Raw genomic sequence first — 26,515 nt, 5'->3', positions numbered from 1 at the left:
AATTGAATATATTTTGGAGGAATTTAACAATGGCTACAAGAACACATGCTAGTAACGAGCTTTCAGAAACGTTACAAGGCGAAAAAGTCGTATTAAAAGGATGGGTACAGCGTCGTCGTGACCTAGGTGGATTAATTTTCATTGATTTACGTGACCGTACAGGGATTACACAAGTAGTCTTTAGTCCAGACGTTGCAGAAGCGCATGCATTGGCGGATAAAGTGCGTAGTGAGTACGTAATTGAAATAGAAGGAACAGTTATTCTACGTACAGAGGACCAAATCAACCCGAATGTACCAAATGGTAAAATCGAGGTGGAGGCGACGAATTTAGTCGTCATTAATACAGCAAAAACTACACCATTCCAAATTGAAGATCGCACTGACGTATCAGAAGATCTACGTTTAAAATACCGTTATCTTGACCTACGTCGTCCAGTTATGTTCGATACGTTCAAAATGCGTTCGGACGTTACGCGTACAATCCGTAACTTCTTACAAAACGAAGGCTTTTTAGAGGTTGAAACTCCGATTTTAACAAAATCAACGCCAGAGGGTGCTCGTGACTATTTAGTACCATCACGTGTCCATGAAGGTGAATTTTATGCTTTACCTCAATCACCTCAGCTATTTAAACAATTATTAATGGTTGCTGGCTTTGAGAAGTATTTCCAAATTGCACGTTGCTTCCGTGATGAAGACTTACGTGCTGACCGTCAACCTGAGTTTACACAGGTGGACATTGAAACAAGCTTCTTAACACAAGAAGAAGTTTTAGAAATGAACGAGCGATTAATCCAAGCAGTCATGAAAGAAGTAAAAGGGATTGATATTCCTGCACCATTCCAACGTATGAAGTATCAGGAAGCAATGGATCGTTATGGTTCTGATAAACCAGATGTACGCTTTGGATTAGAATTAGTAGCTTTAAATGAAGTTTTTGAAGGCTGTGGTTTCAAAGTGTTCGCTGATACAGTGGCACAAGGAAAACAAGTTAAAAGTATCAATATTAAAGGTGCGGCTGACAAATACTCTCGTAAAGACATGGATGAACTAACTAAGTTCGTTGGTATTTACGGCGCTAAAGGACTTGCTTGGTTAAAGGTAACAGAGGAAGGCTTAAATGGCCCAATCGCAAAATTCTTCGATGAAGCGTTAGCGGCAGCATTAATCGAACGAATGGGTGCAGAAGTTGGCGATATTCTAGTATTCGTTGCGGATAAAGCATCTGTTGTAGCGGCTTCTTTAGGGGCACTTCGTTCGAAATTAGGTCAAGACTTAGAATTAATCGACGAATCACAATTTGCATTCCTATGGATTACAGACTGGCCATTATTTGAATACTCTGAGGAGGACGGTCGTTATTATGCAGCTCACCATCCATTTACACGTCCGTTTGACGAGGATATTCCGTTAATGGATACAGATCCAGGAGCTGTTCGTGCACAGGCATATGATATCGTATTAAACGGCTATGAGCTTGGTGGTGGTTCACTACGTATTTATGAACGTGACCTACAAGAAAAAATGTTTGAATTACTTGGTTTCTCCGAAGAAGAAGCTCAAGCCCAATTCGGTTTCTTATTAGAAGCATTTGAATATGGTGTGCCACCACATGCTGGACTTGCATTTGGTCTTGATCGCTTTGTGATGCTATTAGCAGGTCGTCACAATTTACGTGATACAATTGCATTCCCGAAAACAGCAAGTGCAAGCTGCTTAATGACAGAAGCACCAAGTGAAGTATCTACTGAGCAACTTAGCGAATTAAGCTTGGCAATTAAACCTTTTAGAAAATAATTTATAATGCAAAATACCTGGATTTCCTAGCAAAAATTGTTGGGAATCTAGGTATTTTTTGCGTTTTCTCAAGAAATTATAGATTATTAGATAAAATCGTTTGAATTATCAGAAAAGTGGTGCTATGATAACTGTAATACGAATCCTGATGTGTTTGTCTAACTGCTAATTCTACTTCACAGTTTTGACCGAACACTATCGAATCGGGAGCCTTCATTTTGTGGTCGCAAACATGCCCCTAGCGGAGCGGGACGTTTAAAGCTGCAAAGCAGGCACCCCCCTGCAAATTGCGGGTTCAAAACGAATGTTTCTTGGCATTACGGCACAATTGGGATTCGTCCTATACATAGGAGTGAAAAGGAGCTTATAAAAAAAGCTCCTTTTTTATGTGCAAATGAATATATACCAACCCCTCACGTGTTTTAGCTTTTTTATTCAGAACTATTTCAAAGGACAAAATAATGTATGAAAAATTTAGAAAATAGAAAAAATAGCTTTTTATTTTTGGTAAATGAGCATATAATTGGTATAGACAACTATACCTTATAAGAAATGGTGAAAATTCCTCAAAGCTTTAAAAATTTAGCTGGAGGTGAAATTTTGAAGGATACGCTATTAATCTCCCATGTCACAATGATTAATCCTGAGGGGAAACCATTTGAGGGTGATCTCTTTATTCAGGACGGAGAAATTGCTCAAATAGGCCGTAACTTAAATATCGAGGCAGCTCACTATATAGAAGGTACAGATCAGGATTGGTTTTTGCTTCCAGGTTATATTGATATGCATATTCATGGATCAGCAGGCCATGATACGATGGATGCTACTCAACAGTCTTTACATGCGATGGCTCGCTCTTTAGTGCAAGAAGGTGTTACAAGTTTTCTTGCTACGACAATGACACAATCCGTCAGTAAAATTGAAAGCGCTTTATTGAATATAGCGGAATTCCAATGTCATGAAGGAGAAGCCAATGTATTGGGTATACATGTGGAAGGTCCATTTGTTTCGAAAATTCGCGCTGGTGCCCAGCCAGTAGCTTACATGATTAGCCTACGATAGAGCAATTTGCCCATTGGCAAAATATTAGTAACCATCAAATAAGACAAATCACGATAGCACCAGAAATAGAGGGTGGCTTTACATTTCTTGAAGCACTAAGAGACTTTCAGGTCATTCCATCTATTGGTCACTCTGACGCTTCAATAGATGAAGTCCATAAAGCAGTAGCTTTAGGAGTAAATCAGGCCACTCATTTATATAATCAAATGCGGCCTTTTCATCATCGTGACCCTGGTGTTGTCGGTGGGGCTTTACTAGATGAAAAGATTAAAGTTGAACTCATTGTCGATTTTGTGCATAGTCATCCTCAATCAGTCATGTTGGCTTATCGTTTGAAAGGTGCAAAGGGCATTATTCTTATTACGGATGCGATGCGCGCGAAAGGATTACAGTATGGCGAATATGATTTAGGCGGGCAAACAGTGTCTGTGAGTGAAAAAGGTGCTCATTTAGCAAATGGTGCATTAGCTGGCAGTATTTTAACGATGGAACAGGCAGTAAAAAATATGAAGGCTGTTACAAATTGTTCACTTCAAGAAATAGTCGCCATGTCCTCTACAAATGCTGCGGAGCAGTTAAGGTTGTCCAAGAAGGGGCGAATCAAAGAAGGTTTTGATGCAGATTTTGTATTGCTTGATCAAAAATTAAATGTGCAAAAAACTATTTGTCGAGGTAAAGTTGTATTTGAGAAATCATAAATGAGGCGATAAGGAAGGTGCAAGAATTGTTAGAGAAAAATTCTCATATACCTATCTATATACAAATAGAAGAGATTATTAAACAACGAATTTATTTAGAAGAATACAAAATTGGAGAAACAATACCTTCAGAACGAGAGCTTTCTGCACAGTTTGATGTTAGTAGAATGACTGTTCGTCAATCCATTACCAATCTAGTGAATAGCGGTTTGCTATATCGTGAAAAAGGAAGAGGTACTTATGTTGCCAATCCAAAATTAGAGCAACCGTTAAAAGGCTTAACAAGTTTTACTGAGGATATGCGAGCAAGAGGAATGGAACCGAGTAGTAAAGTATTACGTTTTGAAAAAATTATACCGCCAGTGGATATTGCAAGGGATTTAATGATGGAGCCCGGAGAAGAAGTGTTTTTTGTCGTGCGAATAAGAAATGCTGATTCCAAGCCAATGGCGATTGAAAAAACGTATATACCTGTGAAAGTATATCCAGAGTTGGATGAGAAGCAAATAATGGGCTCGTTATATGCATTAATCGAAGCAAAATTCCATCAGAAAATTGGTAATGCCGTCCAACAAATGGAAGCAGCGATTGTGTCGAAAGAGGATGGAAAGTTTTTGCAAATTAATCAAACAGCGCCTGTTTTAATTATTAAACGTACGAGTTATCTATCTGACGGTCGGCCATTTGAGCTTGTACGTAGTACGTATCGTGCGGATCGTTACAAATTTATAAGTGAAATAAAAAGGTGATTATATGGATGCATATTTTTCTGAAATTGAAAAGCTGATCCAGGTTGTGAAGGAGCAGGAGTCTGCTTGTATAAAGGAAGCGGCACAAATTATTGTGCAACGCCTTCAAAAAGGTGGGATTATCCAATTATTCGGTTGTGGTCATTCACAGCTATTAGCACAGGAGGCATTTTATCGTGCGGGTGGTTTAGTACCTGTACGTCCGATTTTTATTGAACCTCTAGCATTACATGCAGGAGCTATAGCCTCTTCTATTAACGAAAAGGACCCAGCAATTATTGAACAACATAAAGAGCAATTTGACTTTCGTGAAAATGATATTTGTATTGTGATTTCAACTTCTGGTAGAAATGCAGCACCGATTGATGCAGCTTTATTAGCCAAACATGCAAACGTATTTGTCCTATCTCTCCAATCACTTGATTATAGGGAGCAGGCAACACGTCATCATTGTGGACTACGACTGGAAGAAGTGGTAGATCTAGTTATTAACACTCATATACCTATTGGTGATGGAGTTCTACATGCACATGCTCAAAACATGCAATATGCACCTGCATCGACAGTGATCGGTTCGCTGCTATTGAATGCTTTATTCAGCGAAGTTATTGAGGAAATTGCCAAGACTTCAACCGAGCTGCCCATTTTTGTTAGCAATAATGTAGACTCCGATTGGTCACATAATGAGATAATGATTGCCAATTATCAAGATCGAATAGATTTTACATGAAAATGGAGGCATTATGAATGAAGAAAATATATAAAATTACTACACCCGAAGGAATACATGCAAGACCCGCTGCATTACTAGTCACTGCGGTTACACCATTCGAAAGTGATATTACCTTAACTTTTCAAGAGAAGGCCGTAAATTTAAAGTCTATTATGGGTGTTATGTCATTAGGGGTTAAACCAGGAAGTGTAGTGGAAATATCAGCGGATGGACCAGATGTTGAAAAAGTATTTCAAACTATAACAGATATTATGGTATCCAAGGAAATAGGGGAAATGCTTTAAGGATTCTAGCAGTGGTTGATTTACAAACCACTGCAGTTGAATCTCCTTTAACAGATTTTTAGCTATTTAATTATAAGAATATTCAGTTCTAAAAGGGGTGGTTATATGGACATTCGTATCGTCTCACCGAACGATTATGGGCAGATCCATCAATTACGAGATTATTGTTTTCCAAATAAATACACTGGGCCACGTAGAGAGGATTTTCACTATTGGATTGAGCATAGTGCAACACTAGGTGCCTATGATGCCAAAAAGGTAGTGGGGCAGCTATTAATTCTACCACTCAATATGACCGTGCATGGTATTAGCTACAAGATGGGAGGCATAGGGTTTGTCGCTACCTATCCTGAGTATCGTCAGCAGGGAATTATAAAAAAATTGATGACAGAAGCTCTACAAAATATGCGTGAAAATGGGCAAATCATTTCTGTGTTAGCACCATTTTCTGTGTCCTTCTATCGTCATTTCGGATGGGAGTTGTTCTTTGAGAAATTATATTACACAATACCACAATCGATGTTCCCTTCATTTGGGAAGCAATTAGATGTCGTCAAACGTATGAGCTTTGAATGGCCAGACTCCGAGCTTTTCGAAAAGATCAAGGAATTTCATCAGGCAATGGCTATTGCTCAAAATGGTGGTATGATTCGTGATGATGCATGGTGGAAAAGAATTGAAAGAAGGAACCCTGATAGTCATTTTGCTGCCTATTTTAACGAGGGTCATTTAGAGGGATATATCCGTTATACGATCCAGCAGGGTACGTTTGACATTCAAGATTTTATCGTAGCAAATTATTCAGCAGAACAAGCTATGTGGCGTTACATGACATCTCATGCAGCGAGTGTCAGTAGTATGAAAGGGGTTACTTCCAATCATAGGCCATTTGGCTTTTATTTCGAAGAGCCACAATTTAAAAAGGAAGTTAAACAGGATGTGATGGTCAGAGTAGTAGATGCTCATGCATTTATGAAGCAATATCCATGGAAGGATATTCAAGAAACATTGTATGTCTGTATTGAAGATAAGTATTGTCCTTGGAATGAACAGATCTATCAAATAAATAAAAGTGGCCATGTCTCAATAATTGAGACAAATTCGATCAGTGACATGCATATGTTAACATTACCTATTAATCTTTTTTCTGCAATGATGGTTGGCTATCTGTCAGTAAAAGATGCTGTTATATATGCCAATCAACCTATAGAAGAGAAGATTATCCAGCAATGGCAGTGGGCATTACCTACTGAAAAACCAGCGTTTTATGAGTATTTTTAAGGAATGAATAGTCAGGAAAATTAAAATTTTTTTGAATTCTTTTGTGGACTATACCAGTTAAGTAGAATCGTTTATTTTTCTATAAAAGTGCAATAGCCCAATTTTGTAAACACTTTCATAAGGAGAAAATTACTGTAAAAAATATATTGTGGTATATACCAATAGGTGCTATTCTCAGATTAAGTAAGCGATTACACTGTTGGAAAATGAAAAAAAGGAGTGTTTGAAATGAAAAATATTATGTTAGTGTGTGTAGCTGGTATGAGTACTAGTTTATTAGTATCCAAGATGCAAAAAGCTGCACAGGAGCAAAATATTGAGGCAGATATTTATGCAATTGCAGAAGGCGAGGTTGAAAAAGTACTAGCGACTAAAAAAGCTGATGTGCTGTTATTAGGTCCTCAAGTACGCTATTTAAAGGGCTCATTTGAAACAAAATTCAAGGACATGGATTTCCCAATCGATGTTATTAATATGGCAGATTACGGCATGATGAATGGCGAAAAAGTCTTACAGCAAGCATTACAATTAATAGGTTAAAGGAGGCTCAAGGGGGATGGAAGAAACTGCATTAATGGAATCCATTATGGGGCTTATCGTTCATAGTGGACATACAAAAAGTGAATGCATGGAAGCTCTACAATTGGCAAAAAAGGGACAGATAGACGCAGCAAAGGAAAAAATTAAATTAGCGAATGAGGCATTAATCGAAGCACACCATTCTCAAACAGGTTTATTATCGCAGGAAGCAAGGGGAGAAAAAGTCGAAGTATCGATGTTATTAATTCATGCGCAAGATCATTTAATGAACGCTATTACATTTCGTGATCTAGCGCAGGAAATGATCGAATTATATGAACGAATCAAAGGGGAGTAACATCAAATTTTGATGTCACAATAAAAAGCAAAGGGAGTGTATGAGAATGTTCCGTTTTTTAGAAGAAAAATTTGTACCGGTTGCTGCTAAGGTTGGGAATCAGCGTCATTTAGTTGCCATTCGTGATGGATTTATTACGATCATGCCTTTGACGATTGTAGGATCACTGGCTGTACTTATTAATAATTTGCCTATCAAATTTTATCAAAATGCACTCGATGCCATTTGGAAACATGAGACATGGACACAGTTTGGAGGCAATGTCTGGGGCGCAACATTTGGAATCATCTCACTATTATTAGCGTTTTCCGTTGCCTACCATTTGACAAAAAGTTATGACAAGGATGCATTATCCGGAGGGGTTATCGGACTTGCCGGTTATATGACATTTGGTACGTTTGGGGAAGGTGGTTTAACGGGATTAACGACAGGTACGGGAGGAATATTTGTTGCCCTCATAACGGCCTTAATTTCCGCGGAGCTGTTCTCACGATTATCTGGCAACTCTAAACTATTGATTAAAATGCCTGCAGGTGTACCATCGGCTGTATCCAAATCTTTTGCTGCTTTACTGCCTGCAATTATTACGATTGGATTATTTGCATTAGTTCGGACGATCATTTCGGCTGGCTTTGATGTACCAGATATTATTGGATCGTTTTATTCATCAATTCAAGAGCCATTTATGGGCTTAACAAATACATGGGTAGCTGGTCTTATTTTAGCTTTCATTCCTACGTTTTTATGGTCATTTGGTATACATGGCGCAAATATTATCGAGCCATTTATGCAATCCATTAATCTTCAAGCAATCGATGCGAATGTTGCAGCTATTTCTGCTGGCAAAGTAGCACCGTATATTATTAATAAACCGTTCTTTGATGCATTTATTAATATGGGTGGTTCAGGTACAACGATTGCCTTAATTATTGCCATCTTCATTATTGCTCGTAAAAACAAACAGTACAATACAGTAGGTAAGCTATCAGCTGCTCCTGGATTATTTAATATTAACGAGCCATTATTATTTGGTTTACCAATTGTATTAAATCCAGTTTTATTTGTACCATTTATTTTAACACCAATGGTCAATGTGACGATTGCATTCTTTGCAACAAAATGGGGGTTTGTGCCTGCAGCAACAATTGCGGTCCCATGGACGACACCACCGATTATTAATGGTTTCTTAGTAACACAATCTTGGCGTGGAGCAGTATTGAGTATCGTATTAATCTTAGTAGCTATATGCATTTACCTGCCATTCCTGTCTATGGCAAATCGCATGGCGAAGCAAAACGAGCAAAAAGCTGCTTTAGCGGCACAGAATGAACAATCAACTGTAGCCCAATCAGAAGGTCAAAAGGTAGAAGTATAAGCGTTTACTAACGGAGGGTTTGAAGTGAAGAGATTAGGTATTTCGCTGTATCCACAGCATAGTACATTAGACGAAATGAAGCGCTATGTTCAGCTAGCTCATGACAACGGTTTTGATCGTATTTTTACATGTTTGATGTCATTAAAGCAGGAAGAAGAACGGCAGAAATTACAGCAAATTAATCAATTCGCACAGCAGTTAGGGTTTGACATCTCTGCCGATATTGCGCCAGCCGTTTTTCAAGAGCTAAATTTAACCTATAGAGATATAGGGTATTTGAAAGAGCATTATCATTTGGCAGCATTACGTTTAGACATGGGTTTCTCAGGTCAGGAAGAAGCATTCATGTCACTTGATGAAAGTAATCTAAAAATTGAATTAAATATAAGCAATGGTACGAAATATGTAGACAACATTTTATCCTACCGTCCAAATAAAGAAAATATTATCGGCTGTCATAATTTTTATCCAAGACAATTTACAGGCTTATCTCGTCAGCATTTTTTACAAACCTCTCGACAGTTTAAAGCAAACAATATTCGAACGGCTGCAATGATTTCCTCACAGTATGGAAAGTTTGGACCATGGGAAGTAACGGAACAAGGTTTACCAACATTGGAGGAGCACCGTCACCTTTCTATTACGGTGCAAGCAAAAGATTTATGGCACACGGGGTTAATCGATGATTGCATCATTGGTAATATGTATGCATCGGAGGAAGAAATACGAGCTTTAGGACAATTAAATCGCCATAAGCTTGAATTAAAACTTGTTCAGTCAGCTGACACGAGTATTTTAGAGGAAACAATCCTTTATAAGGAACCACATTTTAATCGAGGGGATGTATCTGAATATGTGATTCGGAGTACACAATCTCGCGTGAAATATAAAAATGGGGACTTTCCTGTACATGATACACGACCATTAAAGGTGGGCGATGTCACGATCGATAATAATTTGGATGTTCGTTATAAAGGAGAGCTACAAATTGTACGAAAGGAAATCCCGAATGCTGGGTCAAGTAATGTTGTTGCAAGTGTTGTGGAAGAAGAACAGTTTTTACTAGCACACATTCAACCGTGGTCGTCATTTGGGTTTACGAAATGAAAATAAGAGAGGAAGGGATTGAGTCATCAATCTCTTTTTCTTTATGAGAAAGGATATGGTGTTATGTATGTTTTAGCCATTGATGGTGGTGGCACAAAAACGGCGGCGGTTATTTGTGATGAAAAAGGTCAATGTTTTGCCCAAATCGAAACGACTCGCAGTAACCCTACAGCTATGGATCAACCATATTTCGAAGCAACTATCCATTCAATCATGCAAAGCTTGCAGCAACAAAACCATCAAATAGTGGCAGAGATTACTAGCTGCTTTGCGGGTATGGCGGGTGTCAAGGAGCTTCAAGCCGAGAGCATTGTGGAATCTATATTGCGGCAATATGTATGTAGCTCCGCGTCCATTACAGTCGATAATGATGCGTTGATCGCTCTTTATGCGGGTACACTTGGAAAGGCAGGAATTGTGCAAATCGCGGGGACAGGCGCTATAACGATGGGATATGATAAGCAGCAGCATTTTCATCGAGTAGGTGGCTGGGGGTATCTTTTTGATGATGAAGGAAGCGGCTATGATTTAGGCGTTCAGCTACTAAAGGCTGTGCTACAAAGCTATGATGGCAGAGCACCAAGTACTATATTGACAGAAGCTGTGCTGAAACATTTCTCTGTAGAACATGTGCCACAATTAATCGCCTCTGTTTATGGAGAAGAGCATCCACGCACAATTATCGCGCCATTGAGTGCCTATATTGTTGCAGCGGCTGAGGATGGTGATCTAGTAGCTAAGAGAATCATTGAAGAAGCCTGTAAAAACTATTTTAAGGCCATTAAAGCATGTTATTTAAGAATGGTGTGGGGGCAGGAAAAAGTGCCTGTCGTCCTATGTGGGGGCGTGTTTACGAATGAAAATTATTTTGTTCCAAGGCTTCAAGCGATGGCAAGGGAGGAAACATTACCGTTCCGTTTTAAGACCCCTGTATTACCCCCAATAGGAGGAGCTGTTATTGCGGCACTTCAACAAATGAACGTCCAATTTAGTAGTTCTTTTGTAGAGACCTTTCAAAAAAATTATGTATAATGAAGCATAGAGCAATTGAATCGATTCAATTGCTCTATTTTTTTCTTTATAATTTTCACTTGATGAATAACATGATAAAATGTAATATAGGTTTTGATTTTATCTTAGTATTTAACTAGGTTTACTAATAAAATTTCATAGATGGAGAGTGTCAGGATGTTACATCAATTTTCACGTAACGAGCTCGCTATAGGAACAGAGGGTCTCGAAAAATTAAAAAATACAACGGTTGCTATTCTTGGTGTAGGTGGCGTCGGTTCATTTGCTGCTGAAGCATGTGCACGAAGTGGTATCGGCCGAATTATATTAGTCGATAAGGATAATGTAGATATTACTAATGTGAACAGACAATTAGTGGCGTATCTATCTACAGTTGGACAATCTAAATCAGCTATTATGAAAGAGCGCATTGCAGATATTAATCCTGACTGTGAAGTCATTGATATGCATATGTTTTATACGGAAGAAACGTATGAAGAATTTTTTGCACAAGGCATTGATTATGTAATCGATGCAAGTGATACAGTCATGTATAAAATTCATATTATGAAGGAATGCTTAAAGCGTAATATTCCTATTATTGCTAGTATGGGTGCAGCGAATAAGATGGACCCTACTCGCTTCCAAATAGCAGATATTTCTAAAACACATACAGATCCACTAGCAAAAATTATTCGTACAAAGTTACGTAAAGAAGGCATTCATAAAGGTGTGACGGTTGTGTTTTCAGATGAAAGTCCGATTGTTGTACGTCCAGATGTTGTTGAACATGTAGGGAAGCCGGATGCTGCAATTCGTAAAGCGAAGATGCCGCCTTCTTCCAATGCCTTTGTGCCATCAGTAGCTGGATTAATTGCAGCAAGCTGGGTTGTTAATACGATTTTAAAAGATGTGAAAATCACACGCGTACAAGGTTATTAGTCTATAGGATTTCACAAAACAGCATAATGAATCAAATTCATAGAAGTAGCCGCCTTTATTGTTTGTAGGGGGGCTACTTTTTCTATGTTACAATAAGACCGTTATAAAAAGGAGGCGTATACAGATGGATAAAATTTATCAAATGGAGTATAGAGGTTTAAACCTTTTCGATGAAATAAGCACTGTCGAGTTAGCTATAGATGAAGAAAAGCAAACGATACATATTTATGATATTGGACAGGTTGTAAGCCCCATTTTTAATTTTGATGTATCTGCCTATGAATTGTCAGATGGCTTTTATAAAATGGCCGATATTTTGCGGCATAAGAACATATTAACGAATCAACAAGCTGATAGCGACCTAACATTAAGTGAATGGTTAATAAAAAACAATGCTTATTTTTATATCCCTAATAAGCGTATTAAAAAATATGTCCAGGGAAGCATTGTGGAAATTGTTGATCGAACTATGGAACAAGCGTTATTTGACGATTATGTACAAAGGGTATAATTTTACCAAAATAGTTCTTCTTATGTGCATAAAATGCTATTAATTCACGAAATTGTCTTATTTTTTTCATGTCTCCACTACTCTAATTGGTTTATTGCTATAATTTGAATAATTCCAATAGATAATCGATCAGTTTGTTTGGGATGCTTTGAGCTAATCAAAAATAGCCATTAAGTGCGGAATCAACAAATGACAAATGGGAGAGTGGGAAAATGGAAATTCAAATTATTCGAGATCATTTAGATATTGTCAAGCTTCAAGAGAAAATGAATGCCATTGTATTTGATTACTTAGACACATCTGATAATTATCCGAAAGCGATGCGAGAATTAAATCCTTTATATATACAAGTAACAACTTTTTATAAGGAATATATCGATCATCGGGCAGGGGAGATTCCTAGTGCAAATACGTATTGGCATTTGTTTATCGACTGTAGTGCCAAGTTATGTTATTTTTTAGCGGCTTCAACGTTCTATTCATCTAATGCTTTACAAAAGACGCCAGACAAAATCGAGAAGTTATTACATATTGCTGCTACTTCTTTACCTAGTATCGATCAAGAGGAAAATGAGCAATTATTAACAGATATTTTTGCCCTCATGTCTGAAGTCGTAGAGGATAAAGAAAAAGTGACTACGTTGCGCAATGAAGTGCTTGTACAAAAGGGTGATGTGAAGCAATGTCTTCAACAGTTTAAATTATTTGTTGATCATGAAATGAAAGTCTAGACAGTGGAAGACACTCTATTGTCTGAAAATAGACTATACAATAGGAATCTACGTGAACTTTTGTAATTATTTCTAGTTTTTCAACCGTGGTAAGTGTTGGAAAGTGGATGTATTTGCCCATTAAAGTTTCGTGGGTTCTTTTTTATGGTATCGCTAAAAAAAGCAAAGTCTCTTCTAATGGTAGAAGTAATGACTTTGCTCTAGGAAAACTACTTTATATTTTGATGAAAAGATTTAAGTTTTTCATAGATACTAGCCATACGTTTTTCCTCACCAGCAATAACGGGTTTATAAAACTCGGTTCCTACCAGCTCATCAGGTAAGTATTGCTGATCTACCCAGCCGCCAAATGTCCCGATTGGTGTGTTATGAGGATATTGATATCCAACATGACCTAAATCTGTTGCCCCAGCGTAGTGAGCATCACGCAAATGATGAGGTATATCACCCGTTTTACCATCATGAATCGCCTTTATCGCGTCATCGATTGCCAGGATAGCTGAATTAGATTTTGATGCTAAACACATTTCAATAACTGCACTTGCAAGTGGGATGCGTGCCTCTGGTAATCCAAGACGTTCTGCTGCCTGTATCGCGGCGAGCATATGAGAACCCACCTCAGGGTTGGCAAGGCCAATATCTTCATACGCCATGACAAGTAAACGTCTGCTGACAGCCACTAAATCACCCGTTTCTAATAAATGTGCTAAATAATATAGCGCGGCATTCGTATCACTGCCACGGACAGACTTCTGCAAGGCAGAAAGTAAATTATAAAAATGTGAGCCCTTTTTATCACCATAAACACCAATTCGACTAATTAAGTGATCAATAATATGGTCAGCTGCAATCGTTTGCCCCTCTACTTCATCACTTGCGTAGTAAATGGATTCAAGTAACGTTAATGCCTTTCGGGCATCTCCGTTAGCTGCCTCTGCAATATGCTCAATTTGTGAAGGTGTTAAGACAAAATGATATTTACCTAAACCTCGTTTTTCATCTGCAAGTGCTTTTTCTACAAGCTCCATTAGATTTTCCTTCGTTAATCGTTTAAGTTGATAAATCTCACCACAGCGAGAGCGAATCGCTGGATTGACATCGTGGTAAGGATTTTCAGTTGTTGCACCGATTAAGACAATCGAGCCATTTTCCACATGTGGTAGCAAAGTGTCTTGCTGTAATTTATTGAAGCGATGAATTTCATCTAAAAAAAGTAGAACTTTTCCTGAGATTCTAGCTTCTTGGACAATATCTTCCACATCTTTTTTGCCAGCTCGTGTCGCGTTGAGTGCAAAGAAAGGGAGCTGAGAGCTTCCTGCAATTGCATTTGCAATAGAGGTTTTGCCGATGCCGGGTTCTCCGTAGAGCAACATGGAAGGGACATGTTCATTTTGAATCATTTTATATAGAGCTGTGTTTGGACCAATAAAATCTTGATGACCTACAATTTCATCAAGTGTTAAAGGACGCATTCGAAAAGCAAGTGGTTCATTGTGCAAAATAAATCCCCCTTTCAGTCGTTGTCATTTTTTATTTATCCATTTTTTTGCACTAAAATTCAGCGCTACTAGTGGATCGTTGAACAATGTTGAATCGCATTATTTAGTATATCATATCCTTCTAGGTGTATTTCCGAGTTCATCAAGAGGAGATTATGATATACTGTTGGTAGTAATTTTGACTAGACTAATTGAGGGTGATAAAATGAAAATTTCAACAAAGGGCCGTTACGGGCTTACGATTATGATTGAATTAGCAAAGCATTACGGAGAGGGTCCTATCCCTTTACGTAAAATTGCTGCCGAAAAGGAGCTTTCAGAGGCGTATTTAGAGCAATTAGTGTCACCGCTTCGTAATTCAGGCTTAGTAAAAAGTGTACGTGGCGCTTATGGTGGTTATATGCTAGCAAATCCACCGAGCGAAATTTCTGCAGCCCATGTTATTAGTGTACTAGAAGGGCCAATTCAGCCAGTAGAGGGTATTGAAAACGAGGAAGCACCACAACGTGAGTTATGGTTGCGCATTCGTGACGCAGTAAAAAATGTGTTAGATACAACAACAATTGAAGATTTAGCACAATACACAGAAGAAAATGTAGCGGAAGGCTATATGTTCTATATTTAAAATGTTTAAGCTAAAGCGCTGCTCCCCATACGTATCATAGTTGAGTTGAAAAATAAACGGTGAAATCAAACACTTAGCTGTTTGTATTGAATTTCATGCTGAATGTTTTTCATAAAATTATGATAAATAATGTGGGTTCCAGCGTTTTTTATTAAAAAGGAGTTTTCAACATGAATTCATATATCTATCTCGATCATGCTGCCACATCACCGATGAATGGCCAAGTTATAGAAGCGATGACGTCTGCTATGCAACACGTATTTGGCAACGCATCCAGTATCCATGGGGCAGGTCGAGAGGCGCGCAAATATCTTGATGATGCTCGCGACATTTTAGCCAAGTCTATTGGTGCTCATGCGGGAGAAATAATCTTTACAAGTGGTGGTACTGAAGCTGATAATACGGCCATTCTGGGGACTGTCTATGCACGAGCTAAAGAGGGAAAGCACATCATTACAACACAAGTAGAGCATCATGCGGTGTTACATACATGTGAGAAACTTGAACGAGATGGCTTTGATGTGACTTATTTACCCGTGGATAAGGCAGGGCGTGTAGCTGTAGAGGATGTCCAAAAAGCACTTCGTGATGATACGATTTTAGTGACAATTATGTATGGGAACAATGAAGTGGGTACTATTCAGCCTATTGCAGAAATTGGTGAGCTATTACAAGGACATCAAGCTACCTTCCATACAGATGCCGTTCAAGCATATGGTTTAGAACAAATTGATGTGGCTCAATTAAAAGTAGATTTATTGAGTGTGTCCGCTCATAAAATTAATGGGCCTAAAGGAGTTGGGTTCCTTTTCCAAAAGGCTGGAACACCTTTAGCTACTTATGCATTAGGCGGTGCACAAGAAAAAAAACGTCGTGCAGGAACTGAAAATATACCAGCAATTATTGGCTTTGCGACGGCTATACAAGTTGCAAATAAGTTGCGTGAAGAAAAGCGTTCACTATACAATCACTTTAAGCAAATTATGCTGGATGTATTTTCACAGGAAAAATTAGCGTTCCATGTTAATGGTGATGAAGAGCAGTCATTGCCACATGTTTTAAATATTAGCTTTGAGGGCATGGAAGTAGAATCATTTTTAGTGAATCTTGATATGGCAGGAATCTGTGTATCTAGTGGTTCTGCATGTACCGCTGGGTCGATTGATCCATCACATGTGTTAGTAGCGATGTTTGGGCAAGGTACAGAGGAATTACGAAACTCGATCCGATTTAGCTTTGGTCAGGATTTAACGGAAAAAGATATACGTGACGCAGCTGAAAAAACAGCACAAATCGTGAAAAAACTAGCTAAAAGATAATTTGTGAAGAACATGTTAGGTTTCTACAATTTATGAAGCATTAACTGTAAATAGATAAAAGAAAAGGTGACCACAATGAAAGAAACACGTGACCCCTCTCAAATTCGCGTTGTTGTCGGCATGTCTGGTGGGGTAGATTCGTCGGTGGCTGCGTATTTGTTAAAACAACAAGGGTATGAAGTAATCGGGATCTTTATGAAAAACTGGGATGATACTGACGAAAATGGTGTTTGTACAGCAACAGAAGATTATGATGATGTCATAAAAGTATGTAATCAAATCGGCATCCCCTATTATGCTGTGAATTTTGAGAAGCAATACTGGGATAAAGTTTTCACATACTTTTTAGAAGAATATAAAGCAGGACGTACACCAAATCCTGATGTAATGTGCAACAAAGAGATTAAATTTAAAGCGTTTTTAGAGCATGCGATGAGCCTTGGCGCTGATTATTTAGCAACAGGTCATTATGCACGTATCGATCGTAGCGGTGATGGAGAAGTGCAAATGTTACGCGGTGTGGATAATAACAAAGACCAAACATACTTTTTAAATCAACTATCACAGGAGCAATTGGCTCATGTGATGTTCCCGATTGGCGATATTGAGAAAAAAGAAGTACGTAAAATTGCTGAAGAAGCAGGATTGGCAACAGCGAAGAAAAAAGATTCTACAGGGATTTGTTTCATTGGGGAACGTAATTTCAAAGAATTTTTAAGTCAATTTTTACCAGCTCAACCAGGCAATATGGAAACAATGGATGGCGTTGTCATGGGAAAACATGACGGTTTAATGTATTATACACTTGGGCAACGACATGGTCTTGGTATTGGTGGAGATGGTGAGCCGTGGTTTGTGTTAGGGAAAGACTTAGAGCGTAATGTTCTACTTGTTGGACAAGGTTTTGACAATGAGCATTTATATTCTACTTCATTATCTGCTGTAAAAATGAACTATACTTCGACAAAAAAATTGCCTGGGAAATTTTCTTGTACGGCGAAATTCCGTTATCGTCAAACGGATACACCAGTAGAAGTTGAAATATTAGCAAATGGACGTACTCATATTACATTTGCAGAGCCTGTCCGTGCTATCACTCCAGGACAAGCAGTTGTTCTCTATGATGGAGAAGAATGTATTGGTGGCGGAACGATTGATGAAGTCTTTAAAAGTAATGAAAAACTAACATATGTTGGATAACTTGCGCTAAGACTGCTTTTATTGCCGTATGGCTTCATGGAAGCAGTCTTTCGCTACATAGAGGTGAAGAAATAATGAATTATAATGAACAGGGCATTCAAGCATTTCAAGATAAGCGTTATGAAGAGGCTGCACAACTATTTACAAAGGCGATAGAAGCTGAGCCAGAAAATGCTATTGGTTATGTAAACTTCGGCAATTTATTAGCAGTCTTAGAGGATACAGAACGTGCAGAGCGTTTTTTCCAAAAGGCTATTACGGTAGATGAGACAGCAGCTACAGCTTATTATGGCTTAGCAAACCTTTATTACAATGCGGAACGCTATGCTGAGGCTGTAAAGCTTTATGAACAAGCACTCAAGCATCATATCGAAGGCGCAGATGTGTACTATATGATGGGGAAATGTTTTGAGCGTATGGAGAATCCAAAATTAGCATTGCCTTATTTACAAAGAGCCGTGGAAATTGCTCCTGAAGATACACAGATTCGATTAGCCTATTCAATTGTACTATGTGCATTAGAGATGTTTGAGCAAGGGAAGAAGGAACTGGATCTTTTAATTGAACAGGACTGGAACAATGCAGATGCCCACTATAATTTAGGTGTACTGTATGCAGTGTCTACAGAGCAAACAGAGGATGCGATGTATCATTTAAAACAGGCCTTTACCTTACAGCCAGAATACGATCAAGCTCGTTATATTTATGATATGATTGCTCAGCGATTTAACTAATAGATAAAAGCAGCAAGTGTGATTGGATGAACTTGCTGCTTTTTTATGCAGTTCTATAGTAGGGTGTCGATGTATTGTGGATCAAATTTTTATGATCATTCGATATTTTTTATAAAAATTAACCATCCTCTTTTATTTTCAGGTTAAATTTGTTAGTGTATGTCATGCAGGAAAGGAATAGGTGACACGATGAATAAAGTATTTATGGCACTATTACTTGTAACAGCGCTTGCGGCAATTGAAGGAACGATTGTTAGTACAGCTATTCCAAGTATAACGGCAGATTTGTTAGGCGTAGACTTAATAAGCTGGATTTATTCCGCTTATTTATTAGCCTCTGCTATCGCTGCGATTATTTTTGGTAAGCTAGCCGATTTATTTGGGCGTAAACGGATGATTATTACGGGTATTATTATTTTTTTATTAGGTTCCATGTTATGTGGGTTAGCACAGTCAATGGAACAATTAATTGTCTTTCGTGCGATCCAAGGGATAGGTGCAGGCTCGATTTTACCAATTACATTAACGATGGTTGGTGAACTATTTACGACTGAAAAAGCACGTGCTAAAGGACAAAGCTATTTAAGCATGGTATGGGGCGTATCAGGCGTAGTTGGACCACTATTTGGAGGTTTTATTGTTGACCAAGTATCATGGCACTTTATCTTTTTCATTAATGTACCATTTGGTTTAGCTTCTATTTATCTAATTGTTAAACATTACAAAGAACAGCTTGAAGCAGTGAAGCGGAAAATTGATTATTTAGGTGCTGGCCTATTTACGGTCGGAATGGTTTCGCTCTTATATGTCATTATCGAAAACAGTAAGACACAAGCATGGTTATCGAGTCAATCGCTCATTATGTATGCCGTTGCAGCTGTATTTTTAGGCGTTTTTATTTGGGTGGAGCTACGTGCAGAAGAGCCAATTATTCCGTTAACATTGTTTAAAAATGGTCGTCTTATGGTGATTAATTCACTCACATTAAGTACGATGTCAATTGTCATTGGTGTGACGGTCTATATTCCGATATATGCGCAAAGTGTTCTTGGAAAAAATGCCACGCAAGCTGGCCTACTTCTAACTCCCATGTCCATTTTCTGGACGATGAATTCCATTGCAGCTGGCTATTTAATCGGACGTTTAACGAATAAACGAATTATCCAAATGGGGACGATTTTATTAGTTACGGGAACGATTATGCTGGCTAGACTATCTTCAGGCTCTAGTGATTTAAGCGTGTATCTTGGCTCTTCATTAATCGGGCTTGGTATGGGCTTTATAATGCCAATGTTGATGATTTCCATTCAAAAGGTGGCTAATCCGAAGCAACTTGGTATTTCAATTGGCCTCAATTCCTTCACCAATACATTTAGTCAAGCGGTAGGTGCAGCGCTATTTGGTATGGTTTTTAACCTTGCGACGAGTGAAAAAATGGCTTCATTAGGCAAAGGAGAAATTCAGCTTAATGGTGAGTTTGCAAAAGGTGGCTTTAGTCTAGAAGAAATAAGCTTTTTAAAGGGAACCATTGCGAATGGTGTAAGCTATGTATATATAACAACTTTAGTATTTGCCATTTGTGCCCTTATTTTATCTTTCTTTATTGTGACGAAATCCAAAGAAAAGGCTTGATTATGAATGAAAATCCACTTTGCTTCCAAGCAAGGTGGATTTTTTTGTTCAAGAGGATTTAATCATTATGATTCAGGTTTGGAAGTTGTGCAAAATATTTAGCTAGCTGTGATATAGGTGTACTATCTAATAAAGTGGGCTCGGCCTCATTTTCCTTTAATATATTAATCTCTTTATTGAGTCGCTCCATTTTTCGATCTAACTCAGCAGCTTGTAGTGCGGCTTCTTTTAATTCAACACGAATATGTTCTGGCACTTCTTTATTATATTTATAATAAATTTTATGTTCCAGGCTGGCCCAAAAGTCCATCGCAATGGTCCTGATTTGAATCTCTGTATAGACCTTCTCCATATGATCTGACATGAAAATAGGGATTTTTATAATAAGGTGTAAGCTTTGATAGCCATTGTCTTTAGGACTAGCAATATAGTCCTTCACCTGTACAACCTCAATGTCATGCTGTGCCTGCAACATGGCACTAACTTTATAAATATCCTCGACAAATGAACAAGTAATGCGAGCACCTGCAATGTCACGAATGTTTTCGCGTACGTCTTCCATCGTAGGAGGAAGTTCCTTTTTTAACATCTTTGTTAAAATGCTTTTTGGTGACTTTACGCGTGTTGAAATATGCTCAATGGGATTATATTCATGAATAAGCTTAAATTCTTCTTGCAAAATATTAATTTTAGTTTCCACTTCCTGTAAAGCAAATTTATAAGCTAAAAAGAAGCGTGTTAACTCAGTTTGAAATGATTTTAAAGAGTTTACTTCGAGTTCGGTTTTCATATTTAAAAAATCCTTTCCCTTATGTCTGTCGATACTTAATTATGTTCCACTTCTCATTCTATGTAGAATAGTCCTTCATCTCAATAAAATAGCAGCCAAAGAATTGGCATGGTTTAAATGTTAGGATAGTTTTTCATAAGGATAAAACCTTTCTACATCATATATAACTCACATAAGAGGTAAAAGGTTTCAAAAAGGCTAAAATGGATTGTAAAAGGTGAAGGAGGGGGAGTATTGTTGCAAACAAAGGGGAGAAAACTACCCCTTTGTGTTAACTAATAATTTCAGCATTTAAGTTATACCGTTTATTAAACTCATCCACAAATATTTGTAAGTCAATAGAGGTTCCTATATAGGGCTCTGTTTCTTGATCGCGTAGGAAACCACAAGTTGCCTTTAACGATTTAGAAAACTCTAGTAGCATTTGTTCATTATCAAGTTGAACATGAATTGCAAGAGAATGATCTTTTTTATTTACTTTGAAATACTTGCCATCAATGATACGTTCTAAATTCGTTTCTTGAAATGGAAAAACATAATCTTTATAAATGAGGTTCACATAATCCCGCCTTTTTTACAATATTTCACGACATCTGTATAGGGCAACTCTCCTCCAAAAATAGAGAGAGCACTCCCGATTGTGATATGAAGCTTTCCGTTGGCTAATTGTTTAAACTTTTCTAAGTCTTCTATTGAACGAATGCCTCCTGCATAAGTGGTTGGGATGGAGGTCCAGGCTGCAAGATCACGTACCAAACTTTCCTGCATCCCCCCTTTTTTTCCTTCCACATCGACTGCGTGAATTAACAGTTCATCACAATAATTTTCAATATCTTGAATAGAGGCCGCATTGACTTCGAAGTGACTAAATTTTGTCCATTTATCCGTCATGACAAACCACTTACCATTTCGCATTTTGCAGCTGAGATCAATGACAAGATGTTCTTTACCGATCAATTTGTTTAAATGTTGTAAACGTTCTAAATCGAGTTTGCCATCATGAAAGATATAGGAAGTGACAATCACATGTGAGGCACCAGCATCAATATATTTTTGGGCATTTGCAGCAGTAATGCCACCACCGACTTGTAACCCTTGTGGAAATGTAGCTAAAGCAGCTAGGGCAGCATCTTCATTTCCCTGACCAAGCATGATGACGTGTCCACCTGTTAAGTGATCCTGTGCAAACATTTGTGCATAGTAGCTAGAATCATAACTAGAAATAAAATTCTCAACGACTGTTTGATTGGTAGTACCTAAAGTACTCCCGACAATTTGTTTTACTTTGCCTTCATGTAAATCGATGCAAGGTCTAAATTCCAATAACTTCACGATCCTTCCGTGCCACTAATTCTTATTTATCATAGCATGGAAATATGGATAAAAGCTGAGAATTGTCATTTGTCGAAATAATGTAAAAATAATAAAGAGGAAATATTTTTATCAACGATATTTCGAAAGGTCTATGGTAAAATAAAAAGATTGAAAACAATTAGAAAGGGCGGACCGAATATGACAGATCATCTCGATTTATTTGAACTCAATAAATTTTTTATTCTCGGACGTCCGATTGTCTCTATTTTTCATAACACACAAAATATGTATTCCATTATACGAGTAAAAATTCAAGAGACAAACTTACAGTATGAAGATAAAGAAATTATTGTTGTTGGCTATTTTCCACCGTTACAAATGGATGAGCAATACCGTTTTACAGGTATATTAAAACAGCATCCTAAATATGGTGCACAATTCCAAATCGAGACATTTACAAAAGAGGTACCCGCTACTGAACAAGGAATTATTCATTATTTATCTAGTGACTTATTTGTAGGAATCGGGAAAAAAACGGCTGAAACCATTGTTGAAAAACTAGGTGCTAATGCATTACGTCTTATATTAGAAGATCCAAGTGCACTGGATGCTGTTCCACGTTTATCATCTGAAAAAAAAGAAGTGATCCATCGCACGATTGAGCAAAATCTTGGTTTAGAACGGGTAATGATCCAGCTAAATGAATGGGGCTTTGGTCCACAGCTTGGAATGAAAATATATCAAACCTACCGAACTGAAGCCATTGAATTACTAACCGAAAACCCATATCGCTTGATAGAAGATGTGGAAGGGGTAGGGTTCTTACGAGCAGATGAGCTTGGTGCCAAATTAGGCATTACCGGAAAACATCCTGATCGTGTTAAAGCAGCGATTTTCCATATTTTAAATACGGCTGCACTATCTGACGGGCATGTTTATCTAGATGCGGAGCATGTTCTACCACTTGTAAAGGAAATGCTTGAACAAAGCCAACGTCAGGAAATTCCGTTTGAAGACATCTCAAAAGCATGTATCGAGCTACGAGAAGAAGGCAAAATTTGTGGGGAAGAAACAAGATTATATTTACCCTCTCTTTATTTTTCAGAGGTTGGAATTGCCTCCAAAATATTGACGCTTGTTGAACGAAATAGCAAGGCTGAACATTTTAGCAAAGATGAGATTCGTAAAGCGATTGGTGAAACTGAGGAACTACTCCAAGTGACTTATGCTGAAACACAAGCAAATGCCATTGAACAGGCTTTAAATTCAGCCGTAATGATTTTAACAGGTGGCCCTGGTACGGGTAAAACGACTGTTGTACGTGGGGTTGTTGAAGTTTATGCGAAGCTTCATGGCTTATCATTAAATCCAAAAGAGTATGCTCAAAAAGAGGAGCCTTTTCCTATTATCCTTTGTGCACCTACTGGTCGAGCTGCTAAGCGCTTAGCTGAATCGACTGAACTACCAGCTATGACTATTCATCGTTTACTCGGCTTTACTGGTCAAGAAAAAGAAGAAGAGACTGAACGAGAGGTCACAGGTAAGCTTATTATTGTAGATGAAATGTCAATGGTGGATACGTGGCTTGCTCATCAATTATTAAAAGCTTTACATGAGGATGTACAGGTTGTCTTTGTAGGGGACCAGGACCAATTACCGCCTGTAGGACCAGGACAGGTGTTAAAGGATTTATTAGCATCCAAGCAGCTTCCAACGGTGGAATTGACAGATGTTTACCGACAAGCAGAGGGCTCTACAATTATTGAACTAGCCCATCAAATCAAAAAAGGAACCATTCCGAAAGATTTAACATCGAAAACTACTGATCGCTCGTTTATTAAATCATCCGTCAATCAGGTTGGAAATGTTGTGACACAGGTAGTAAAAAGTGCTGTTGCTAAGGGGCAAGAAATTCGTAATATACAAGTATTAGCTCCGATGTATAAAGGTCCTGCTGGCATTGATAATTTAAATAAAATGATTCAAGAGCTTATTAATCCTAATGATACAGGGACAAGAAAGGAACTTGTCTTTGGGGACGTAACATATCGAATAAAGGATAAAGTTCTGCAGCTCGTTAATCAACCTGAAAGTAATGTTTTTAATGGTGATATGGGAGAAGTCATTAGTATTATTAAGGCAAAAGAGACAGTAGAAAAACAAGATTTACTGATTGTCTCCTTTGATGGCATTGAAGTGACCTATCAACGAAGTGACCTCAATCAATTAACCCTAGCTTATTGTTGCTCCATTCATAAATCTCAAGGTTCAGAGTTTCAAACCGTCATTATGCCTGTTGTCAAAGGGTATTCAAAAATGCTGCGGCGTAATCTTTTATACACAGGGATTACAAGAGCGAAAAACTTTTTGATTTTATGTGGGGAACCAGATGTCCTGGCAGAGGGCTTGCAGCGCACAGACGATTTACAGCGTTTTACTTCGTTGCGCGCTCGATTAAATCCAATGGATGTCGAAGAAGTCATTGTTGAAGTCGAGGCAGTTCTAGTAAAACAAGAGATTGTGCAAGAAGCGGCTATCGAGGACCATAAATTAACAGTAGAAACAGCTCCTTATATTCATCCAATGATTGGTATGGATGATGTCTCCCCCTATGATTTTTTGGAAAAGTAAAGATTGTACCCGATTAGATTTGTTGCTAATCGGGTTTTTCTAATTAACAGTATCGTCACCTAATATTTTGACATTTCATATACTACATAAGTACAAAAACATAGGAAATGTTTAGGAGTGACAACATGCCAATAATGACAGGACAGCAGTATATGGAACGTATCGATGCTTTAAACACGTATATTTCGATTGATGGGGAAGTTGTGACGGGCAAGGTGTCAGAACATCCTGCATTTAAGGGAATCATGCAAAGTCAAGCAAAGCTCTTTGATTTACAACATCAAGAAGCATATCTTGAAAAAATGACATATGAATCGCCAACTAGCAAAGAGAGAGTCGGCATGTCTTTCCTTCAAGTCATGAGTCCTGAGGATCTAGTAAAAAGACGTATGGCCGCAAGAGAATGGGCTTTACAAACAAACGGTTTGATGGGAAGAAGTCCTGACTACATGAATACGACATTGATGGCTTTGGCATCAGCATCGAACTTTTTGAAAGATAAGCCAAATTGTTTTCCAGACCATTTGCTGAAGTTTTATGAATATGCCCGTGAAAATGATATTTCCATGACACATACCTTTATAGAGCCGCAAGTAAACCGCAAGCGTTATTACTATGAGGATGAAGAAGTAACAATAGCTGCTAAAATTGTTGCAAAAACGGGCGAGGGCTTAGTCATTAAAGGAGCTAGATTACTAGCCACACAGGGAGGAATAACGGATGAACTTCTTGTTCTATCAACAAATGGCTATGATGAAGGAAAAGGTTTTGGCTTTTCTATACCGAGTAACACAAAGGGCTTAAAGTTTTTATGTCGGCAATCTTTTGTCGGAGGGGATTCTAAGTTTGATCATCCTTTAAGTGCACGCTTTGAGGAAATGGATGCAATTGTTGTTTTTGATGATGTAGTTGTTCCGTGGGAGCGTGTATTTTATTTTGAAAATGTTGAAGTAGCCAATCAATTTATGAATGTTAGTGGCTTCCAAGCGTATACATTGCATCATGTGCTGTCACGTCAAATTGCTAAGACCGAATTCATCCTAGGGATTGTACAAACGATTGTGGATACCATAAATATCGGGGATTACCAGCATGTCCATCAAAAAGTGGTAGATGTCATCGTAGCATTAGAAACGATGAAAGCACTGCAATTAAAATCAGAGATTGAGGCACAAAGGGATTCCTTTGGCTTTATAAGACCAGACCTATCGACATTACAGGTTGCTATTCATATTTTTCCGAAAGTATATCCTACCTTTACAGATATCATCCAGTTACTTGGAGCAAGTGGATTAATGTCCATCCCGAGTGCAAAAGCTTTTGCAACGGATAATGGAGATCTTGATCATTATCTGCAATCATTTCAAGATAAAGGGGAGGAACGAGTTAAAAAGTTCCGTTTAGCTTGGGATTTAACGATGAGCAATTTTGGCACAAGGCAAACTCTATATGAACGATTTTTCTTTGGCGATCCTGTTCGTCTGTCAAGCCTACTCTATCAATCGTATAAGCGCGATCATTTAGTACAAAGAGTAGAAGACTTTTTGAAAAATGATTGATTAAAAGTTTGACAGTTGTGAAACTATCCGTTATTATGTACAGGAATAAAAA

General features: G+C 38.1%; 26 protein-coding genes and 1 other RNA gene. 23 read left to right on the top strand and 4 right to left on the bottom strand.

Features of this window, described 5'->3' with window-relative positions; all coding sequences use genetic code 11:
• Positions 1 to 29: 29 nt before the first annotated feature.
• The 16 genes from aspS to MKX57_RS16565 all read left to right on the top strand — a co-directional run bounded on the left by aspS (position 30) and on the right by MKX57_RS16565 (position 13,160).
• Complete coding sequence (aspS, locus tag MKX57_RS16640; RefSeq protein WP_107922059.1) at positions 30 to 1,799, top strand: aspartate--tRNA ligase; 1,770 nt, start codon at positions 30 to 32, stop codon at positions 1,797 to 1,799.
• Between the two features lie 139 nt (positions 1,800 to 1,938).
• A non-coding RNA gene (gene ssrS, locus MKX57_RS16635) (6S RNA) lies at positions 1,939 to 2,138 on the top strand.
• Between the two features lie 261 nt (positions 2,139 to 2,399).
• Complete coding sequence (locus MKX57_RS16630; RefSeq protein ID WP_342550424.1) at positions 2,400 to 2,861, top strand: amidohydrolase family protein; 462 nt, start codon at positions 2,400 to 2,402, stop codon at positions 2,859 to 2,861.
• Positions 2,858 to 3,559 (top strand): amidohydrolase family protein, encoded by a 702-nt coding sequence (locus tag MKX57_RS16625; RefSeq protein ID WP_342551133.1) that lies wholly within the window; start codon positions 2,858 to 2,860, stop codon positions 3,557 to 3,559. The genes MKX57_RS16630 and MKX57_RS16625 overlap by 4 nt, the downstream gene beginning before the upstream one ends.
• Positions 3,560 to 3,585: 26 nt before the next feature.
• The gene (locus MKX57_RS16620) at positions 3,586 to 4,308 is read left to right on the top strand and encodes a GntR family transcriptional regulator (protein ID WP_025114380.1); all 723 of its coding nucleotides are present in this window, start codon (positions 3,586 to 3,588) and stop codon (positions 4,306 to 4,308) included.
• A gap of 4 nt (positions 4,309 to 4,312) precedes the next feature.
• Positions 4,313 to 5,038, top strand: a complete 726-nt coding sequence (locus tag MKX57_RS16615; protein ID WP_008181147.1) for an SIS domain-containing protein — start codon at positions 4,313 to 4,315, stop codon at positions 5,036 to 5,038.
• 17 nt (positions 5,039 to 5,055) lie between these two features.
• Complete coding sequence (locus MKX57_RS16610; RefSeq protein ID WP_008181145.1) at positions 5,056 to 5,325, top strand: HPr family phosphocarrier protein; 270 nt, start codon at positions 5,056 to 5,058, stop codon at positions 5,323 to 5,325.
• 105 nt (positions 5,326 to 5,430) lie between these two features.
• Positions 5,431 to 6,606, top strand: a complete 1,176-nt coding sequence (locus MKX57_RS16605) for a GNAT family N-acetyltransferase (protein ID WP_089986671.1) — start codon at positions 5,431 to 5,433, stop codon at positions 6,604 to 6,606.
• Positions 6,607 to 6,834: 228 nt separating this feature from the next.
• A complete protein-coding gene (locus tag MKX57_RS16600; RefSeq protein WP_029986797.1) occupies positions 6,835 to 7,146 on the top strand; it encodes a PTS sugar transporter subunit IIB in 312 nt (103 codons plus the stop codon).
• A gap of 16 nt (positions 7,147 to 7,162) precedes the next feature.
• Positions 7,163 to 7,483, top strand: a complete 321-nt coding sequence (locus tag MKX57_RS16595) for a PTS lactose/cellobiose transporter subunit IIA (protein ID WP_008181140.1) — start codon at positions 7,163 to 7,165, stop codon at positions 7,481 to 7,483.
• Between the two features lie 40 nt (positions 7,484 to 7,523).
• The gene (locus MKX57_RS16590) at positions 7,524 to 8,858 is read left to right on the top strand and encodes a PTS sugar transporter subunit IIC (RefSeq protein ID WP_043990782.1); all 1,335 of its coding nucleotides are present in this window, start codon (positions 7,524 to 7,526) and stop codon (positions 8,856 to 8,858) included.
• Between the two features lie 24 nt (positions 8,859 to 8,882).
• A complete protein-coding gene (locus MKX57_RS16585) occupies positions 8,883 to 9,965 on the top strand; it encodes a MupG family TIM beta-alpha barrel fold protein (RefSeq protein WP_008181136.1) in 1,083 nt (360 codons plus the stop codon).
• An 18-nt stretch (positions 9,966 to 9,983) separates the two neighbouring features.
• Positions 9,984 to 10,997: an ROK family protein gene (locus MKX57_RS16580; protein ID WP_237068795.1), complete on the top strand. Its 1,014-nt coding sequence runs from the start codon at positions 9,984 to 9,986 to the stop codon at positions 10,995 to 10,997.
• 156 nt (positions 10,998 to 11,153) lie between these two features.
• Positions 11,154 to 11,918 (top strand): tRNA threonylcarbamoyladenosine dehydratase, encoded by a 765-nt coding sequence (locus tag MKX57_RS16575; RefSeq protein WP_008181132.1) that lies wholly within the window; start codon positions 11,154 to 11,156, stop codon positions 11,916 to 11,918.
• Positions 11,919 to 12,042: 124 nt separating this feature from the next.
• Positions 12,043 to 12,429 (top strand): hypothetical protein, encoded by a 387-nt coding sequence (locus tag MKX57_RS16570; RefSeq protein WP_008181131.1) that lies wholly within the window; start codon positions 12,043 to 12,045, stop codon positions 12,427 to 12,429.
• A gap of 212 nt (positions 12,430 to 12,641) precedes the next feature.
• A complete protein-coding gene (locus MKX57_RS16565) occupies positions 12,642 to 13,160 on the top strand; it encodes a hypothetical protein (protein WP_090002912.1) in 519 nt (172 codons plus the stop codon).
• A gap of 209 nt (positions 13,161 to 13,369) precedes the next feature.
• Here the strand turns inward: MKX57_RS16565 and MKX57_RS16560 are convergent, their stop codons facing one another.
• Entirely contained in the window at positions 13,370 to 14,659 is a 1,290-nt protein-coding gene (locus tag MKX57_RS16560) for a replication-associated recombination protein A (RefSeq protein ID WP_043990780.1), read from the bottom strand.
• A 205-nt stretch (positions 14,660 to 14,864) separates the two neighbouring features.
• Here MKX57_RS16560 and MKX57_RS16555 point away from each other — a divergent pair, with 205 nt between their 5' ends.
• The 5 genes from MKX57_RS16555 (at position 14,865) to MKX57_RS16535 (ending at position 20,169) form a co-directional block, all read left to right on the top strand.
• Positions 14,865 to 15,284, top strand: a complete 420-nt coding sequence (locus MKX57_RS16555) for an Rrf2 family transcriptional regulator (RefSeq protein ID WP_008181126.1) — start codon at positions 14,865 to 14,867, stop codon at positions 15,282 to 15,284.
• Between the two features lie 170 nt (positions 15,285 to 15,454).
• A complete protein-coding gene (locus tag MKX57_RS16550; RefSeq protein ID WP_089986669.1) occupies positions 15,455 to 16,603 on the top strand; it encodes a cysteine desulfurase family protein in 1,149 nt (382 codons plus the stop codon).
• A 75-nt stretch (positions 16,604 to 16,678) separates the two neighbouring features.
• Positions 16,679 to 17,803: a tRNA 2-thiouridine(34) synthase MnmA gene (gene mnmA, locus MKX57_RS16545; protein WP_342550423.1), complete on the top strand. Its 1,125-nt coding sequence runs from the start codon at positions 16,679 to 16,681 to the stop codon at positions 17,801 to 17,803.
• Between the two features lie 74 nt (positions 17,804 to 17,877).
• Complete coding sequence (locus MKX57_RS16540) at positions 17,878 to 18,537, top strand: tetratricopeptide repeat protein (protein ID WP_008181529.1); 660 nt, start codon at positions 17,878 to 17,880, stop codon at positions 18,535 to 18,537.
• Positions 18,538 to 18,726: 189 nt separating this feature from the next.
• Positions 18,727 to 20,169: an MDR family MFS transporter gene (locus tag MKX57_RS16535; protein ID WP_089986667.1), complete on the top strand. Its 1,443-nt coding sequence runs from the start codon at positions 18,727 to 18,729 to the stop codon at positions 20,167 to 20,169.
• Positions 20,170 to 20,227: 58 nt separating this feature from the next.
• Here MKX57_RS16535 and MKX57_RS16530 read toward each other — a convergent pair whose 3' ends face one another.
• The 3 genes from MKX57_RS16530 to hisA form a co-directional block, all read right to left on the bottom strand.
• A complete protein-coding gene (locus tag MKX57_RS16530; protein WP_089986666.1) occupies positions 20,228 to 20,959 on the bottom strand; it encodes a GTP pyrophosphokinase family protein in 732 nt (243 codons plus the stop codon).
• Between the two features lie 271 nt (positions 20,960 to 21,230).
• Positions 21,231 to 21,518 carry a hypothetical protein gene (locus MKX57_RS16525; RefSeq protein ID WP_008181526.1) on the bottom strand — a complete coding sequence of 96 codons (288 nt, stop codon included), beginning with the start codon at positions 21,516 to 21,518 and terminating at the stop codon, positions 21,231 to 21,233.
• Positions 21,515 to 22,282, bottom strand: a complete 768-nt coding sequence (gene hisA, locus MKX57_RS16520) for a phosphoribosylformimino-5-aminoimidazole carboxamide ribotide isomerase (RefSeq protein WP_089986665.1) — start codon at positions 22,280 to 22,282, stop codon at positions 21,515 to 21,517. Before hisA ends, MKX57_RS16525 begins: the two co-directional genes overlap by 4 nt.
• Before the next feature lie 189 nt (positions 22,283 to 22,471).
• Between hisA and MKX57_RS16515 the strand changes: the two genes are divergently transcribed.
• Together MKX57_RS16515 and hpaB are read left to right on the top strand one after the other, a co-directional pair.
• Positions 22,472 to 24,904 (top strand): ATP-dependent RecD-like DNA helicase, encoded by a 2,433-nt coding sequence (locus MKX57_RS16515; protein ID WP_089986664.1) that lies wholly within the window; start codon positions 22,472 to 22,474, stop codon positions 24,902 to 24,904.
• A 125-nt stretch (positions 24,905 to 25,029) separates the two neighbouring features.
• Positions 25,030 to 26,463, top strand: coding sequence for a 4-hydroxyphenylacetate 3-monooxygenase, oxygenase component (gene hpaB, locus MKX57_RS16510; RefSeq protein ID WP_342550422.1), 1,434 nt, complete (start codon positions 25,030 to 25,032; stop codon positions 26,461 to 26,463).
• Positions 26,464 to 26,515: the final 52 nt, after the last annotated feature.

This window comes from Lysinibacillus sp. FSL M8-0216 (genome assembly GCF_038595555.1).
Classification (GTDB): Bacteria; Bacillota; Bacilli; order Bacillales_A; family Planococcaceae; genus Lysinibacillus; species Lysinibacillus fusiformis.
This window is presented reverse-complemented; position numbering and strand designations above follow the sequence as displayed.

What these genes read in the sequence shown, in the direction of transcription:
- hpaB (WP_342550422.1), top strand. Translation starts at nt 25,030, where the DNA reads ATGCCAATAATGACAGGACAGCAGTATATGGAACGTATCGATGCTTTA.
- MKX57_RS16600 (WP_029986797.1), top strand. Translation starts at nt 6,835, where the DNA reads ATGAAAAATATTATGTTAGTGTGTGTAGCTGGTATGAGTACTAGTTTA.
- MKX57_RS16540 (WP_008181529.1), top strand. Translation starts at nt 17,878, where the DNA reads ATGAATTATAATGAACAGGGCATTCAAGCATTTCAAGATAAGCGTTAT.
- mnmA (WP_342550423.1), top strand. Translation starts at nt 16,679, where the DNA reads ATGAAAGAAACACGTGACCCCTCTCAAATTCGCGTTGTTGTCGGCATG.
- aspS (WP_107922059.1), top strand. Translation starts at nt 30, where the DNA reads ATGGCTACAAGAACACATGCTAGTAACGAGCTTTCAGAAACGTTACAA.
- MKX57_RS16535 (WP_089986667.1), top strand. Translation starts at nt 18,727, where the DNA reads ATGAATAAAGTATTTATGGCACTATTACTTGTAACAGCGCTTGCGGCA.
- MKX57_RS16605 (WP_089986671.1), top strand. Translation starts at nt 5,431, where the DNA reads ATGGACATTCGTATCGTCTCACCGAACGATTATGGGCAGATCCATCAA.
- MKX57_RS16515 (WP_089986664.1), top strand. Translation starts at nt 22,472, where the DNA reads ATGACAGATCATCTCGATTTATTTGAACTCAATAAATTTTTTATTCTC.
- MKX57_RS16615 (WP_008181147.1), top strand. Translation starts at nt 4,313, where the DNA reads ATGGATGCATATTTTTCTGAAATTGAAAAGCTGATCCAGGTTGTGAAG.
- MKX57_RS16530 (WP_089986666.1), bottom strand. Translation starts at nt 20,959, where the DNA reads ATGAAAACCGAACTCGAAGTAAACTCTTTAAAATCATTTCAAACTGAG.
- MKX57_RS16590 (WP_043990782.1), top strand. Translation starts at nt 7,524, where the DNA reads ATGAGAATGTTCCGTTTTTTAGAAGAAAAATTTGTACCGGTTGCTGCT.
- MKX57_RS16555 (WP_008181126.1), top strand. Translation starts at nt 14,865, where the DNA reads ATGAAAATTTCAACAAAGGGCCGTTACGGGCTTACGATTATGATTGAA.
- MKX57_RS16550 (WP_089986669.1), top strand. Translation starts at nt 15,455, where the DNA reads ATGAATTCATATATCTATCTCGATCATGCTGCCACATCACCGATGAAT.
- MKX57_RS16610 (WP_008181145.1), top strand. Translation starts at nt 5,056, where the DNA reads ATGAAGAAAATATATAAAATTACTACACCCGAAGGAATACATGCAAGA.
- MKX57_RS16575 (WP_008181132.1), top strand. Translation starts at nt 11,154, where the DNA reads ATGTTACATCAATTTTCACGTAACGAGCTCGCTATAGGAACAGAGGGT.
- MKX57_RS16595 (WP_008181140.1), top strand. Translation starts at nt 7,163, where the DNA reads ATGGAAGAAACTGCATTAATGGAATCCATTATGGGGCTTATCGTTCAT.
- MKX57_RS16570 (WP_008181131.1), top strand. Translation starts at nt 12,043, where the DNA reads ATGGATAAAATTTATCAAATGGAGTATAGAGGTTTAAACCTTTTCGAT.
- MKX57_RS16565 (WP_090002912.1), top strand. Translation starts at nt 12,642, where the DNA reads ATGGAAATTCAAATTATTCGAGATCATTTAGATATTGTCAAGCTTCAA.